Annotated in this window: 14 protein-coding genes; 13 read left to right on the top strand and 1 reads right to left on the bottom strand. The window is 73.3% G+C overall.

The window, feature by feature from the left end:
• The first annotated feature begins 21 nt into the window (after positions 1-21).
• The 12 genes from ACFVQ3_RS12515 to mshA all read left to right on the top strand — a co-directional run bounded on the left by ACFVQ3_RS12515 (position 22) and on the right by mshA (position 12,663).
• Positions 22-573 (top strand): PH domain-containing protein, encoded by a 552-nt coding sequence (locus ACFVQ3_RS12515; protein WP_387639354.1) that lies wholly within the window; start codon positions 22-24, stop codon positions 571-573.
• A complete protein-coding gene (locus ACFVQ3_RS12510) occupies positions 570-2,252 on the top strand; it encodes a PH domain-containing protein (protein ID WP_387639351.1) in 1,683 nt (560 codons plus the stop codon). Before ACFVQ3_RS12515 ends, ACFVQ3_RS12510 begins: the two co-directional genes overlap by 4 nt.
• Positions 2,245-3,204 (top strand): Rossmann-like and DUF2520 domain-containing protein, encoded by a 960-nt coding sequence (locus ACFVQ3_RS12505; protein WP_387639348.1) that lies wholly within the window; start codon positions 2,245-2,247, stop codon positions 3,202-3,204. The genes ACFVQ3_RS12510 and ACFVQ3_RS12505 overlap by 8 nt, the downstream gene beginning before the upstream one ends.
• A complete protein-coding gene (gene panC / locus ACFVQ3_RS12500) occupies positions 3,204-4,208 on the top strand; it encodes a pantoate--beta-alanine ligase (RefSeq protein ID WP_387639346.1) in 1,005 nt (334 codons plus the stop codon). Before ACFVQ3_RS12505 ends, panC begins: the two co-directional genes overlap by 1 nt.
• A 53-nt stretch (positions 4,209-4,261) precedes the next feature.
• Positions 4,262-4,690: an aspartate 1-decarboxylase gene (gene panD, locus ACFVQ3_RS12495; protein ID WP_239526437.1), complete on the top strand. Its 429-nt coding sequence runs from the start codon at positions 4,262-4,264 to the stop codon at positions 4,688-4,690.
• Positions 4,687-6,450, top strand: a complete 1,764-nt coding sequence (locus ACFVQ3_RS12490; protein WP_387639343.1) for an L-aspartate oxidase — start codon at positions 4,687-4,689, stop codon at positions 6,448-6,450. The genes panD and ACFVQ3_RS12490 overlap by 4 nt, the downstream gene beginning before the upstream one ends.
• 301 nt (positions 6,451-6,751) lie before the next feature.
• Positions 6,752-7,672 (top strand): carboxylating nicotinate-nucleotide diphosphorylase, encoded by a 921-nt coding sequence (gene nadC / locus ACFVQ3_RS12485; protein WP_387639340.1) that lies wholly within the window; start codon positions 6,752-6,754, stop codon positions 7,670-7,672.
• A 217-nt stretch (positions 7,673-7,889) separates the two neighbouring features.
• Positions 7,890-9,401 (top strand): lysine--tRNA ligase, encoded by a 1,512-nt coding sequence (lysS, locus tag ACFVQ3_RS12480; RefSeq protein ID WP_387639561.1) that lies wholly within the window; start codon positions 7,890-7,892, stop codon positions 9,399-9,401.
• Positions 9,402-9,515: 114 nt separating this feature from the next.
• Complete coding sequence (locus ACFVQ3_RS12475) at positions 9,516-9,710, top strand: hypothetical protein (RefSeq protein ID WP_387639337.1); 195 nt, start codon at positions 9,516-9,518, stop codon at positions 9,708-9,710.
• Between the two features lie 91 nt (positions 9,711-9,801).
• Positions 9,802-10,137, top strand: a complete 336-nt coding sequence (locus ACFVQ3_RS12470; protein ID WP_387639334.1) for an Lsr2 family protein — start codon at positions 9,802-9,804, stop codon at positions 10,135-10,137.
• Positions 10,138-10,240: 103 nt separating this feature from the next.
• Positions 10,241-11,398: a lactonase family protein gene (locus ACFVQ3_RS12465; protein ID WP_387639331.1), complete on the top strand. Its 1,158-nt coding sequence runs from the start codon at positions 10,241-10,243 to the stop codon at positions 11,396-11,398.
• 29 nt (positions 11,399-11,427) lie between these two features.
• Positions 11,428-12,663: a D-inositol-3-phosphate glycosyltransferase gene (gene mshA, locus ACFVQ3_RS12460; protein WP_387639558.1), complete on the top strand. Its 1,236-nt coding sequence runs from the start codon at positions 11,428-11,430 to the stop codon at positions 12,661-12,663.
• Positions 12,664-12,701: 38 nt separating this feature from the next.
• Here the strand turns inward: mshA and ACFVQ3_RS12455 are convergent, their stop codons facing one another.
• The gene (locus ACFVQ3_RS12455; RefSeq protein WP_387639328.1) at positions 12,702-13,139 is read right to left on the bottom strand and encodes a nitroreductase family deazaflavin-dependent oxidoreductase; all 438 of its coding nucleotides are present in this window, start codon (positions 13,137-13,139) and stop codon (positions 12,702-12,704) included.
• Between the two features lie 134 nt (positions 13,140-13,273).
• On the opposite strand from ACFVQ3_RS12455, the gene ACFVQ3_RS12450 reads away from it, so the two are divergent.
• On the top strand, positions 13,274-14,011 hold the full coding sequence (locus ACFVQ3_RS12450) for a phosphoglyceromutase (RefSeq protein ID WP_387639325.1): 738 nt from the start codon (positions 13,274-13,276) through the stop codon (positions 14,009-14,011).
• The last annotated feature ends 59 nt before the right edge of the window (positions 14,012-14,070 follow it).

The following is a 14,070-nucleotide window of genomic DNA, read 5'->3' as shown; positions in this document are numbered from 1 at the left end:
CCCGGATGGGAGGATGGGGACATGACGGACCACGCCTTCGACCTGGCCCCCGCACCGGACCAGGACCCAGCACCGGGCCAGACCTCAGCGACCGGCCCCTTCGACCCGCCGGGCGTGCACTGGCAGGGCGTCTCGACCCGGCTGATCACGGCACGGTTGCTCACGGTGGGGATCTTCCTGCTCGTGCCGTTCGTGCTCGGGGCCGTGTTCGCCCTCGTGTTCAGCCTGGTCTGGCTGTGGACCGTCCCCGCGGTCGCGCTCGCGATCGGGGTCTGGTGCGTGGTCGTCGTGCCGCGCCAGGTCCGGGCCATCGGCTACGCCGAGCGTGACGACGACCTGCTGATCCGCAAGGGCGTCATGTTCCGTTCTCTCGTCGTCGTGCCGTACGGCCGCATGCAGTACGTGGACGTCCAGGCCGGGCCGATCGCCCGCAGGTTCCGCATCGCCCAGGTCCAGCTCCACACGGCCTCGCCCGCGACGGACGCGTCGATCGACGGCCTCGAGCCGGCCGAGGCGGAGCGCCTGCGCGACCGCCTCGCCTCCCGTGGAGAGGCACGGTTGGCCGGGCTATGAGCGAGAGCACCACGCAGCCCGACGCCCCACCGACAGACCTGACCTGGCACCGTGTCCACCCCGTGACCCCGGTGGTCCGGGGCTGGTCCGTCATCGCGGTCCTCCTCGTCATCGTCGGCAACCAGACCCTCGACGGCCTGCCCGCGGGGCAGAACATGCTGGCCGGCAACGGCTGGTGGCAGATCCTGGGCGGGATCGTCGTCGTCGGCCTCATCGGCCTCGGCTACTCCGCGCTCGCCTGGCGCATGACGACGTACGCGATCGACGACGAGTCGGTCCGCCTCCACACGGGCGTCCTGTTCAGGCAGCAGCGCAAGGCGCGCCTCGACCGGCTCCAGGCCGTCGACATCGTCCAGCCGCTCGTGGCCCGGCTGTTCGGGCTGGCCGAGCTCAAGCTGGAGGTCGCGGGCGGCTCGGACTCGGGCATCAAGCTGGGCTTCCTCAAGCTCGACGACGCCAACCACCTGCGGGCCGAGCTGCTCGCACGTGCTGCGGGCCTGCGTGTCGGGGGCGCGCCGGTGCGGCCGTCCGTCCCTGGCGGAGCACCCGCGGTTGGGCCGGACGAGCCGGGCGAAGCGCCCGGTGGCGAGGTGCCGGGAGACGCGAGCGCCGTCGTCGGGCAGGCCGACCTGGGAGCGCCCGAGGCGCCCGAGCAGCCCGTCATGGAGGTCCCGCCGGGCCGCCTCGTCTGGTCGCTGGTCCGCACGGTCGCGATGATCGTCCTGGTCGTCGCCGTGCTCGGCCTCATCGGGGTCGCGGTCGGCACCCGCGAGATCGGCACGCTGTTCACCGCGCTGCCGCTGGTCCTGGGTGTCGGCGGCTATCTCTTCGGTCGGTTCACGCGCGAGTTCAACTTCCGCAGCGCGATCTCGCCCGACGGCATCCGGTTGCGCCACGGCCTGCTCGAGACGCGCTCGCAGACCATCCCGCCGGGCCGCGTGCAGGCGATCCGGCTCACGCAGGGGCTCCTGTGGCGCAGCGCCGACTGGTGGCGCGTCGAGGTCAACGTCGCGGGCTACGGCCTCAGCGCGGACGGCACGACCAACAACAGCGTCCTGCTCCCCGTGGGGACGCGGGACGAGGCGCTGGGCGCCGTGTGGCTCGTCCTGCCGGACCTCGGCACGCCCGACCCGCGCGCCCTGCTCGACGAGGCCCTGTCCGGGATCGACGCGGGCGACCACTTCACCACGGCGCCGCGCCGTACCCGCGTGCTCGACCCGATCGCGTGGCGCCGCAACGGGTTCGCCGTCACGGGCCGAGCGCTGGTCCTGCGGCGCGGGCGCCTCGTGCGCCAGGTCGAGATCGTGCCGCACGAGCGCACGCAGTCGCTCGGCCTCCAGCAGGGACCGTGGCAGCGGCGCCTGGGCGTCGCGACGTTCGCCGTGCACTCGGTGCCCGGCCCGGTCACGCCGACCGTGCCGCACCTCGACCAGCACGTCGCGGGCGCCCTCATGGACGAGCAGGCGCGCCGCGCCCGCGAGGCCCGCGCGCACGCCGGGCCCGAGCTGTGGATGCGGCGCGACGAGGTCGCGGCCGTCGTCGAGAGGATCGAGGACGACGACGCGGAGACCGCGCCCTACGTGGAGCCCACGCCGCCAGAAGGAGCGGCGGACGACCTGCGCGGCGCGGACGACCCGCGCGGTACGGACGACCAGAAGAGCGAGGACGCACGTGAGTGACGGACGGCGGCGCCCCGGGCGCCTGGGTGTGGGAGTGGTCGGTGCGGGACGCGTCGGCGCCGTCCTGGGCAGTGCGCTGCGCGCCACGGGCCACGCGGTCGTCGGCGCGAGCGGCATCTCCGAGGCGTCGCGCGAACGCATCGAGCTCCTCCTGCCCGGCGTCCCGGCCCTGGAGGTCGAGGAGGTCGTCCGGCGCGCGGAGCTGGTCCTGCTCGCCGTGCCCGACGACGCCCTCCCGGGCCTGGTCTCCGGCCTCGCCGAGGTCGGGGCATGGCAGGGCGGGCAGATCGTCGTGCACACGTCGGGCCGCTACGGCGCTCGCGTGCTCGACCCGGCGCGTGCCCAGGGAGCGATCCCGCTCGCGATCCACCCCGCGATGACGTTCTCCGGGACGTCGCTCGACCTGTCGCGCCTCGAGGGCACGACGTTCGCGGTCACGGGCCCGGCGCCCGTCCAGCCCATCGGGCAGGCGCTCGTCGTCGAGATCGGCGGCGAGCCCGTCGTGGTCGAGGAAGAGGCTCGCGGGCTCTACCACGCGGCCCTCGCGCACGGCGCGAACCACCTCGTGGTGCTCGTCGCGCAGGCCGCGCAGGCCCTCGAGGCGGCGGGCATCGAGCAGCCGGGGCGCGTGCTGGCCCCGCTGCTGTCCGCCGCGCTCGACGGCGCCACCCGGTCGGCCGACGCCGCCGAGGGCACGGGGCCTGGCGCCATCGCGGCGCTCACGGGCCCCGTGTCCCGCGGAGACGTCGGGACCGTCGCCGAGCACCTGGAGGTGCTGCGCGCCCTGGCCGTCACGTCCGCGCAGGAGACGGCGCCGCGCGTCGCCGCGACCGACGTCCCCGCGTCCTACCGCGAGCTCAGCCGCGGAGCCACCAGCCGCGCCCTGGCCGCAGGGCGCATCGACGCCCGCCAGGCCCAGGAGCTGCTCGACGTCCTCGAGGAAGGTCAGTGATGTCCGTGCCGACACCCCCCGCGACGGCCCGGCCGCGCGTCGTGCGCACGCGCGACGCACTGCGCGAGGCCCTGGTCGCCCCCGTCGAGGCTGCCACCGACGCGCCTGCCGGTGCGACGCCGTCGGGCCGCGGGGTCGAGGGGCGCTCGCGAGCCGTCGTCATGACCATGGGCGCGCTCCACGACGGCCACCTGCAGCTCGTGCGCGCGGCGCGCGAGCGTGTCGGGCCCTCCGGGGAGGTCGTCGTGACCGTCTTCGTGAACCCGTTGCAGTTCGGACCGGGCGAGGACCTCGACCGGTACCCGCGCGACCTCGACGCCGACGTGGCGCTCCTCGCCGGGCTCCCCGAGCCCGCGCAGGGCCGCCCTGCCGTGGACCTCGTGTTCGCACCCCCGGTCGAGGAGATGTACCCCGGCGGCGACCCGATCGTGCGCGTCACGTCCGGACGCATCGGCACCGTGCTCGAGGGCGCCTTCCGCCCCGGCCACTTCGACGGCGTCCTGACCGTCGTGCTCAAGCTCCTGCACCTGACCAGGCCCGACGTCGCGTTCTTCGGCGAGAAGGACGCGCAGCAGCTCCTCGCGATCCGCCGCATGGTCGCCGACCTGGACGTCGACGTCGAGGTCGTCGGCGTCCCCATCGTGCGCGACGACGACGGCCTCGCGCTGTCCTCGCGCAACGCCTACCTGTCGGTGCAGGAGCGCGCCGACGCCCTCGCGCTGAGCCAGGCGCTGCGCGCCGGAGCGGCCGCCGCGGCGGCCGGCCAGGGCGCCGCCGCAGCCATCGAGGTGGCCTCGGGAATGCTCAACGAGCACCCCGGCGTTGTGGTGGATTACCTCGCGCTGGTCGACCCGACTACCGTGGACGACCTGGAACCGGAGTACGTGGGACCCGCGCTGCTGCTCGTGGCGGCACGCGTGGGAACCACCCGACTGATCGACAACCTGGCCGTGGACGTGGCAGACCCCGCCGCACGCACGGCCCGCCCAGGAGGCACGCAGTGACCCAGACGGGACCGCAGGCCGGCACGCGCCGCCCCGCTTCCTTGCAACGACCCATGATGATCGGCAAGATCCACCGCGCCACCGTGACGCAGGCGGACCTCCACTACGTCGGGTCCGTGACCGTCGACGTGGACCTCCTCGAGGCCGCCGACATCATCTCCGGCCAGCAGGTCGACATCGTCGACGTCACCAACGGCTCACGCCTGACGACGTACGCGATCCCCGGCGAGCGAGGCTCGGGCAAGGTCTGCATCAACGGCGCCGCCGCGCACCTCGTGCACCCCGGCGACACCGTGATCCTCATCGCCTACGGCATGATCGCCGACCACGAGGCACGCCACTTCCTGCCGAACGTCGTGTTCGTCGACGGGGACAACCGCATCGTCGAGGTCAGCGAGGAGCCCGGCCTCGTGCCCGAGGGATACGACCTCGAGCCGAGCGGCCTGCCCATCGCCCCGTTCCAGTCCGCCACGGCCGAATGACCCAGGCCGCGGAGGCGCACGTCTCCACCGACGGGGCGCCCGCCGCGGCCCCCGGCACCGCTCCCGTCGCTCCAGGCTCCGGGGCGCGCGCGCCCCGCCACCTGGCCCGCCGCCTCGCCGCCCCGGCCCCCGGCTGGACGACAACGGTCGACGCGATCGTCGTCGGCTCCGGCATCGCCGGGCTCACGGCAGCGCTCGAGCTCCGCACCCAGGTCCCGCGCGTCCTGCTCGTGACCAAGGGCGAGCTGTCGTCCGGGTCCACGGTCTGGGCCCAGGGTGGCATCGCCGCGGCGCTCGACCCCTCGGACTCCCCGGCCGCGCACCTCGAGGACACGCTCGCCGCGGGCGGCGGCCTGTGCGACCCGGCCGCGGTCGAGGTCCTCGTGACAGAGGGACCCGAGCGCGTGCGCGAGCTCGTCTCGCGCGGCGCGAACTTCGACCTGGCGCCCGGCGGCGACATCGCCCTGACGCGCGAGGGCGGGCACCACGCCGACCGCATCGCGCACGCGGGCGGCGACGCCACGGGCGCGGAGATCTCCCGGGCGCTCGTCGCCCAGCTCGAGGCCGTCCTCGCCGACCCCGGGATCGAGGTCATCGAGAACGCGCTCGTGCTCGACGTCCTCACCACGTCGCCCGACGAGCCCGGCGGACCGCGAGCCTGCGGCGTGACGCTGCACGTGCGCGGCGAGGGGTCGCGAGACGGCGTCGGGGCCGTCCTCGGCCGCGCGGTCGTCCTCGCGACCGGTGGTATCGGGCAGGTCTTCCGCTCCTCGACCAACCCGCCCCAGGCCACGGGCGACGGCATGGCCGCCGCGCTGCGCGCCGGGGCGACGCTCGGCGACGTCGAGTTCGTCCAGTTCCACCCGACCGTGCTGTGGCTCGGCCTGGGCGCCAAGGGGCAGCTCCCGCTCATCTCCGAGGCCGTCCGCGGTGAGGGCGCGATCCTCCTCGACACCGACGGGCACCGCTTCATGCCCGCCGTGCACCCCATGGCCGAGCTCGCGCCGCGCGACGTCGTCGCGCACGCGATCGTGCGGCAGATGGCCGCGACCGGCTCGGACCACGTGCTGCTCGACGCCCGCCACCTCGGAGCCGACTTCCTGCGCCGGCGCTTCCCGACCATCACCGAGCGGCTGCTCGACCAGGGCATCGACCTCACCGAGGAGCCGATCCCCGTCGCGCCCGCCCAGCACTACCACTCGGGCGGTGTCGTGACCGACCTCCACGGCCGCTCGACGCTCGACGGCCTGTACGCCGTCGGCGAGGTCGCCTGCACCGGCGTGCACGGGGCGAACCGGCTGGCGTCGAACTCCCTCCTGGAGGGGCTGGTCTTCGCGTACCGCGCCGCCCAGGAGATCACGGCCCGGGTGGCCGCCGGCGAGCTCCCGCTCGGGACGCCCGTCGAGCGCGACGGCGAGGCGGCCCTCGTGCCGGCCGCCGCGCGCTCCCGGGTCCAGTCGGTCTCGTCGGCGGGACCGGGCGTGATCCGCAGCGGCGACGGGCTGCGGGTCGCCGCCGACAAGCTCGCCGCCGTCCGCACCGACGCGCACCGGTCCACGGACGTCGTCGCCGCCCCGCAGACCGCCGAGTGGGAGACGACCAACGTGCACCAGGTCGCGACGGTGCTCACCGAGGCCGCGCTCCTGCGCGAGGAGAGCCGCGGCGGCCACTTCCGGACGGACTTCCCCGAGGTCGAGCCCGCGTGGGCGCGGCGGATCGAGATCACGCTGGGGCCCGACGGCGAGCTGCGGGTCGTCTGAGGCGGCAGCCCGCCGGGGGTGACGGCTGGGAGTGCCGGGGGCGACGTGCGTGGGTGCCGAGGGTGACGGCTGGCTGTGCCGGGGGCGACGTGCGTGCCCGCCGAGGGTGACGTGAGTGCCCGCCGAGGGTGACGGCTGGCGGTGCCGGGGGCGACGTGCGTGGGTGCCGAGGGTGACGACCGGATCGTGCGATGGCCCTCAAGAGCTGCTGCGCGACACCGTCGGGCCTGGAAGCGTCACCCTCGGCGGTCCGCACGGTCACCCTCGGCGGGCCGGACGGTCACCGTCGGCGGGCGGTAGCGTGAGCGCCGTGAACTCTCCCTCTCTCATCGAGCCCGGTCTCGACCCCCGGTGGGTCGCCGACATCGTCACGCGCGCCCTCGACGAGGACCTCGGCCCCACACCCGGCCGGGACGTGACCACCCAGGCCACCGTTCCGCCGTCGGGCACGGGGACGGCCCATCTCGTGGCGAGGGCCGACGGGGTCGTGGCCGGCCTCGTCGTCGTCGAGGAGGTCACCCGGCAGGTGGCCGAGCGCTTCGGGCTGGCACCCGTGACCGTCACGTTCACCGCGCAGGACGGCGACGCGGTGACCCGTGGGCGCGTCCTCGCCGCTCTGACGGGTCCCGTCCAGGTGCTCCTGACGGCCGAGCGCACCCTGCTCAACCTCGCGAGCCGTGCGAGCGGCGTCGCGACCGCGACGAGGGCCTGGGCGCGCGAGCTCGACGGCACCGGCGCGCAGGTCCTCGACACCCGCAAGACGACCCCCGGCCTGAGGGCCCTCGAGAAGTACGCCGTCCGGTCCGGTGGCGGCACGAACAAGCGCATGGGCCTGTACGACGTGGCCATGGTGAAGGACAACCACGTCGTCGCCGCCGGGTCGGTGAGCGGCGCCATCGAGGCCGTGCGCGCGATGTTCCCCGACGTCCTGATCCAGGTCGAGGCCGACACGACCGACCAGGCGCTCGAGGCTCTCGACGCCGGCGCGGACTTCCTGCTGCTCGACAACATGCCCACGCCCGTGCTCGCCGAGACGGTGCGGCTCGTGCGCGAGCGGGAGGGTGCACCGGGCGGCCCGGCGAAGATCGAGCTCGAGGCGACGGGCAACCTGACGCTCGACCGTGCGCGCGAGGTCGCCGGGACGGGCGTGGACTACCTCTCGGTGGGGGCTCTGACGCACTCGGCGCCGATCCTCGACCTCGCGCTCGACCTGATCGGCTGAGGCACCAGGCCTGTCCCGTCCCGTCCTGGCCCGGCCCAGCCCGACCCGGCCCGGTCAGGCCAAGCCAGGCCCGGCCCGCCTGCGGCACACACCGCACGCGGGCGGGGCCCGGCGGCCCGGGCCCGGAACCCGGCCCGCCGGGCCCCGGTAGAATCGTCGCGTGACTTCCCCCGATCCCGCTGCTGCCGCCGTGCCCGCCGCCGATGCCGCTCCCGTCGTGAACCCCGCTCCGGCGGAGGTGGAGGAGACGGACGACCTCCCCGAGCAGCTGCGGGTCCGACGCGAGAAGCGCGAACGACTCCTGGCGCAGGGCGAGGAGGCGTACCCGGTCTCGGTGCCTCGCACGCACACGATCGCCCAGGTGCGTGAGGCCTACGACCACCTGGAGAGCGGCCAGGAGACGGACGACGTCGTGGGTGTGGCGGGCCGCGTCGTGTACCTGCGCAACACAGGCAAGCTCTGCTTCGTGACGTTGCAGGACGGCGAGGGCAACCGCCTCCAGGTCATGCTGAGCCAGGCCGTGGTCGGCGAGGAGTCGCTCGCGGCGTTCAAGGCCGACGTGGACCTGGGGGACCACCTGTTCGCGCACGGCCGGGTCATCAGCTCGCGTCGCGGCGAGCTGAGCATCTTCGCGGACGAGTGGAAGATCGCGGCGAAGTCGCTGCGCCCGCTGCCCGTGCTGCACAAGGAGCTCTCGGAGGAGAGCCGTGTCCGTCAGCGCTACGTCGACCTGATCGCGCGTCCTGCGGCGCGTGACATGGTCCGCCTGCGTGCTGCGGTCGTCCGGTCGTTGCGCGAGAACTTCCACGAGCGCGGCTACCTCGAGGTCGAGACCCCGATGCTCCAGACCATTCACGGTGGTGCGGCGGCGCGTCCGTTCACGACGCACATGAATGCGTTCGACATGGAGCTGTACCTGCGGATCGCGCCGGAGCTGTTCCTCAAGCGTGCGGTCGTCGGCGGCGTCGAGCGGGTGTTCGAGATCAACCGCAACTTCCGTAACGAGGGCGCGGACTCGACGCACTCGCCGGAATTCGCGATGCTCGAGGCGTACGAGGCCTACGGTGATTACAACACCATGGCCGAGCTGACCCAGAACCTCGTCCAGCGTGCTGCTCAGGATGCTCTGGGGACCACGACGATCGAGCTTCCGGACGGTGAGCAGTACGAGCTCGGCGGGGAATGGGCGCAGCTCAAGATGTACGACTCCTTGTCGGCGGCGCTGGGGGAGGAGATCACCCCGGAAACGTCTGTGGAACACCTGTCCAAGATTGCTGATCGCCTCGAGATCTCCTACGACACCAAGCGTGCCGGGCACGGCAAGCTCGTCGAGGAGATCTGGGAGCACATGGTGGGTGACCACCTGTATGCCCCGACGTTCGTGCGTGACTTCCCGGTCGAGACCTCTCCTTTGACGCGCGATCATCGCGCGGTCAAGGGGCAGGTCGAGAAGTGGGACCTCTACGTCCGAGGATTCGAGCTCGCGACGGCCTATTCCGAGCTCGTCGACCCCGTCATCCAGCGTCAGCGTTTCGAGGCCCAGGCGGTCCTCGCGGCGGCGGGCGACGACGAGGCCATGCGCCTGGACGAGGACTTCCTCACAGCGATGGAGTACGCGATGCCGCCGTCGGGTGGCATGGGGATGGGGCTCGACCGCCTCCTCATGGCGCTGACGGGCCACGGGATCCGCGAGACCATCCTCTTCCCGCTGGTCAAGCCCGCGCAGTGAACCGTGGGCGGGTGACCGCCCGAGGTACAGCGGAGCGGACCCCGCGACGACGTGCACGGGTGCCGGCCGACGGGCCGGCACCCGCACCGGCCCGACGGTCGTAGACTGGCCCGCATGAGCGATTTCTGGCCGGCCGTCTATGCCCTGATCCCTTCGGTCGGGGTCGGCATCCTCTTCTATTTCGCGATGCGCGCGATCATCCGCGCGGACCGTAACGAACGGCTCGCCATGGCGGAGCTCGACGCCCAGGCGGAACGGGCCGAGGTCGCTGCACGGCCTGCAGGGGATTCTTCGACGACTTCTGCCTAGCCACGACACGCTCTTTGACTTTGACGTCATTCCCTCGTAATGGCACACTTCGAGATACCAGCATCAATTCTCGAAGACGCGAGGTAGCACAGTGGCACAGAAGGTCCAGGTAATTCTCGTCGACGACGTCGACGGCGGGGTGGCGGACGAGTCCGTGACGTTCGCTCTCGACGGCGTCTCCTACGAGATCGACCTCAGCTCGGCTCACGCCCAGGAATTGCGCGACTCTTTTGCGTCGTGGGTAGGTCACGCACGCAAGGTCACGCGCGGCGGTGCTCGTCCCGCGGCGCGCAAGGCACGTTCTTCTGCAGCGGGCCCGTCGCGGGCGACGGAGATCCGTGAATGGGCGCGCGCCAACGGTCACACGGTCAGCGAGCGCGGTCGTATCTCCGCTGACGTCCAGCAGGCCTACGACGCAGCGCACTGATTCTTCGCTGTTTCCCGTCAGGGGCGTCCCGACCGTTCTCCGCATCGTGGAGATCGGGTCGGGGCGCCCCTGACGTGCGTCCGGGTGCTACTAGGCTCTGGTCATGACCTCCCACTCGACGTCGTCCGTGGCCTCCGGCGCGGACTCGCGGACCCTCTGGCTCGGCACCTACCCCGACGGCGGGGCGCCCGGGAGCGGTGAGGGGATCTGGCGGCTGTCGGTCGACGCCTCGACGGGCGCGCTGGGGGACGCGGTGCTCGCGGCCGTGACGCCGTCGCCGTCGTTCGTCGCGCTCGGCCCGGGCGGCACGCGCCTGTACGCGGTGTCGGAGACCGAGCAGGGCGCGGTCAGCGGTTTCGAGATCACCCCGGACGGGGGACTCGCGCCGTTGGGCACGGTCCCGAGCGGTGGCACGTACCCGTGCCACCTGGTCGCGACGGACGACGCCGTGCAGGTCGCCAACTACGGCGACGGCACGTTCGCGGTCCTCCCGCTCGACGCGTCGGGCGCCCCGACGGCACCGCTGCGCCTGGGACACCGTGGCACGGGGCCGGACACGGAGCGTCAGGAGGGGCCGCACGCCCACTTCGTGGCGCAGGTCGAGGGCGCGCCGGTCGTGGTGGACCTGGGCACGGACGAGCTGCGCGCCTACCCGCGGTCTCACGCGGAGCTCCGCGCCCTCGCCGAGGGGCCCGACGGCGGCAGCCCGGCCCGCGTCTCGGCCACCTTCCCGGGTGGGGCCGGACCGCGGCACCTCGCGGTCCTCGACGGCTCCCAGGGTGCCCCCGCCGCGCTCTTCGTGGCGACCGAGCTCGACGCGCGCGTCTACGTCCTCGTCCCGTCGGGCGAGGGCACGTTCGAGGTGGTCGGCTCGGTCGCGGCCACGGCGGCCCCGCTCCCGGAGGGCGGCCGCAACTATCCGTCGCACGTCGCGCTGAGCGCGGACGGCTCACGCCTGTTCGTCGCGATCCGAGGCGCGGACGTGCTGTCGACGTTCGCGGTCTCGTGCGCCGGTACAGCGCCCGACGGCGTCGCCCCCGTCCTCGAGCACCTCGCCGACACCCCGCTCGGCGGTGCGTGGCCGCGGCACTTCGCGGTGCTGGCTCCTGCGGGCGAGGGCACCCCCGAGGCCGACCTGGTCGTCGTGGCGAACCAGAACTCGTCGAACCTCACGGTCCTGCGGGTCGACCGGGGGAACGGTGCGGGCACGCTCGTCGACGAGCTCGCGATCCCCGTCCCGGCCTGCGTCGTGGAGGCCTGAGCGCCGTGAAGGACTCGCCGCGCATCGCGATGCTCTCGGTGCACACGTCCCCGCTCGACCAGCCCGGTACGGGCGACGCGGGCGGGATGAACGTGTACATCACCGAGCTGTCGCGGGCGCTGGCACGACGCGGGGCGAAGGTCGAGATCTTCACGCGCGCGACGTCGTCGGCCCAGCCTCCCGTGGTCGAGGCCGAGGACGGCGTCCTGGTGCGCCACGTCGTCGCCGGTCCGTTCGAGGGGCTCGACAAGAACGACCTGCCCGGCCAGCTCTGCGCCTTCACGGCGGGGGTGCTGCGGGCCGAGGCGCGTCGGGAGGCGGGCTGGTACGACGTGGTGCACACGCACTACTGGCTGTCGGGGCAGGCGGGCTGGCTCGCGGCCGACCGGTGGGACGTGCCGCTCGTGAACTCGATGCACACCATGGCCCGCGTGAAGAACGCGGCCCTCGCGCCGGGTGACGCCCCCGAGCCGCTCGGCCGGATCATCGGCGAGGAGCAGGTCGTCGCCGAGGCCGACGCGCTCGTGGCGAGCACGCCGGAGGAGTTCAAGGACCTCGTCGAGGAGTACGGCGCGGACCCCGCGAAGGTGCACGTGGTGCCGCCGGGCGTCGACCTGGAGCTGTTCTCGCCGCCCGCGCCGGGGGAGACCAAGGAGCTGCTGCGGGCCGCGCTCGGGCTACCGACGACGGGCAGGCTCGTGCTGTTCGCGGGGCGCGTCCAGCCGCTCAAGGCCCCTGACGTGCTGGTCCGGGCGCTCGGTGTCCTCGCGGACCACGACGAGGCGCTGCCGACCCTCGTGGTCCTGGGCGGACCGAGCGGGCGCATGACGGCCGTGCGCGAGCTCGAGGCGCTGGCGTACCAGATGGGCGTCTCCGACCAGGTGATCGTGCGGCCCCCGGTGCCGCGCGACGAGCTGGTGCGCTACTACCGCGCGGCGGACCTCGTCGCCGTGCCGTCGCACAACGAGTCGTTCGGGCTGGTCGCGGCCGAGGCCCAGGCGTCGGGCACACCGGTGGTCGCTGCGGCCGTCGGCGGTCTGCGGACCGTCGTCGAGGACGGCGTCTCCGGGATCCTGGTCCCCGACCACAACCCGTGGACCTGGTCGCGGACGTTGAGCGACCTGCTCGCCGACGACGCGCGCCGCGCGGAGCTCGCGGCCGGTGCCCGGCGCGTGAGCGAGCGCTACGGCTGGGACGCCACCGCGGACGCCATGCTCACGGTGTACGAGCAGGCGGCCGAGGCTCGGGCGCGCAGGCCGCGCTGAGCGCGCCGCTCACGCCGGGGGTGCCGCGGACGGTCAGGTCAGTCCCGCCGCTCGAGCACGAACACCGGGATCTCGCGGTCGGTGCGCTCCTGGTAGCTCGCGTAGTCGGGGTACGCCGCGACGGCGCGCTCCCACCACAGGGCCTTCTCCTCGCCCGTGACCTCGCGGGCCGTGTAGTCGTGGCGCTCGGGCCCGTCCTGGAGCTCGACGTGGGGGTTCGCGACGACGTTGTGGTACCAGACGGGGTGCTGCGGGGCCCCGCCGAGCGAGGCGACGACGGCGTACATGCCGTCGTGCTCGACGCGCATGAGCGGGGTCTTGCGGATCTTGCCGCTCTTCGCGCCGAGGGTCCACAGGACCACGACGGGCATCCCGCGCAGCGTGGTGCCCTTGGTCCCGCCCGAGCTCTCGTAGAGGTCGGCCTGCTTGCGTGCCCAGTCGCTCGCGCTGGGGGCGTACTCTCCGGTGATCGGCATGCTGGTACAACGCGTGGCGCGCGTCACCATTCCCGGGGGGCCCGCCGGTGAGGGATTCCCGTTCCGTAGATGTTCGGTGACCATTTCCCGGGACAGCGCGGTCGCTGGAGCCTCCGTGCGGCAGGATGGTCACCATGACCTACACCCTCGTGCTGCTCCGCCACGGCGAGAGCGAATGGAATGCCAAGAACCTGTTCACCGGCTGGGTGGACGTCGCACTCTCGGACAAGGGCGTCGAGGAGGCGAAGCGCGGCGGGAGCCTGCTGACGGACGCGGGCGTGCTGCCCGACGTCGTGCACACCTCGCTGCTGCGTCGCGCGATCACGACGGCGAACCTCGCCCTGGACTCCGCGGACCGCCACTGGATCCCCGTGAAGCGCTCGTGGCGCCTCAACGAGCGTCACTACGGTGCGCTCCAGGGCAAGGACAAGAAGCAGACGCTCGCCGAGTTCGGCGAGGAGCAGTTCATGCTGTGGCGTCGTTCGTACGACGTGCCGCCGCCCGCGATCGAGCTGGGCTCGGAGTTCTCGCAGGACACGGACCCGCGCTACGCGGACGCGCCGGTCGTGCAGACCGAGTGCCTCAAGGACGTGCTCGAGCGCGCCCTTCCGTACTGGGAGGGCGAGGTCGTCCCCGACCTGAAGGCGGGCAAGACGGTCCTCGTCGCGGCGCACGGCAACTCGCTGCGCGCGATCATCAAGCACCTCGACGGCATCTCGGACGAGGACATCGCGGGCCTCAACGTGCCCACGGGCATCCCGCTCGTCTACGAGCTGGACGAGAACCTGGTCCCCGTGGTCAAGGGTGGCAAGTACCTCGACCCGGCTGCTGCGGCGGACGCGATCGCCGCGGTCGCGAACCAGGGTCGCTGACCGACTCGTCGCTCTGACGCGAACGCCCGACGGCGCCGCTCCCCTCACGGGGGGAGCGG

This window comes from Oerskovia sp. NPDC057915 (genome assembly GCF_042887685.1).
Lineage (GTDB): Bacteria > Actinomycetota > Actinomycetes > Actinomycetales > Cellulomonadaceae > Oerskovia.
Note: the sequence above shows the minus strand (reverse complement) of the source record. Positions and strands in the feature narration are given on the sequence as shown.

What these genes read in the sequence shown, in the direction of transcription:
- ACFVQ3_RS12515 (WP_387639354.1), top strand. Translation starts at nt 22, where the DNA reads ATGACGGACCACGCCTTCGACCTGGCCCCCGCACCGGACCAGGACCCA.
- ACFVQ3_RS12510 (WP_387639351.1), top strand. Translation starts at nt 570, where the DNA reads ATGAGCGAGAGCACCACGCAGCCCGACGCCCCACCGACAGACCTGACC.
- panC (WP_387639346.1), top strand. Translation starts at nt 3,204, where the DNA reads ATGTCCGTGCCGACACCCCCCGCGACGGCCCGGCCGCGCGTCGTGCGC.
- panD (WP_239526437.1), top strand. Translation starts at nt 4,262, where the DNA reads ATGATGATCGGCAAGATCCACCGCGCCACCGTGACGCAGGCGGACCTC.
- ACFVQ3_RS12490 (WP_387639343.1), top strand. Translation starts at nt 4,687, where the DNA reads ATGACCCAGGCCGCGGAGGCGCACGTCTCCACCGACGGGGCGCCCGCC.
- ACFVQ3_RS12475 (WP_387639337.1), top strand. Translation starts at nt 9,516, where the DNA reads ATGAGCGATTTCTGGCCGGCCGTCTATGCCCTGATCCCTTCGGTCGGG.
- ACFVQ3_RS12465 (WP_387639331.1), top strand. Translation starts at nt 10,241, where the DNA reads ATGACCTCCCACTCGACGTCGTCCGTGGCCTCCGGCGCGGACTCGCGG.
- mshA (WP_387639558.1), top strand. Translation starts at nt 11,428, where the DNA reads ATGCTCTCGGTGCACACGTCCCCGCTCGACCAGCCCGGTACGGGCGAC.
- ACFVQ3_RS12455 (WP_387639328.1), bottom strand. Translation starts at nt 13,139, where the DNA reads ATGCCGATCACCGGAGAGTACGCCCCCAGCGCGAGCGACTGGGCACGC.
- ACFVQ3_RS12450 (WP_387639325.1), top strand. Translation starts at nt 13,274, where the DNA reads ATGACCTACACCCTCGTGCTGCTCCGCCACGGCGAGAGCGAATGGAAT.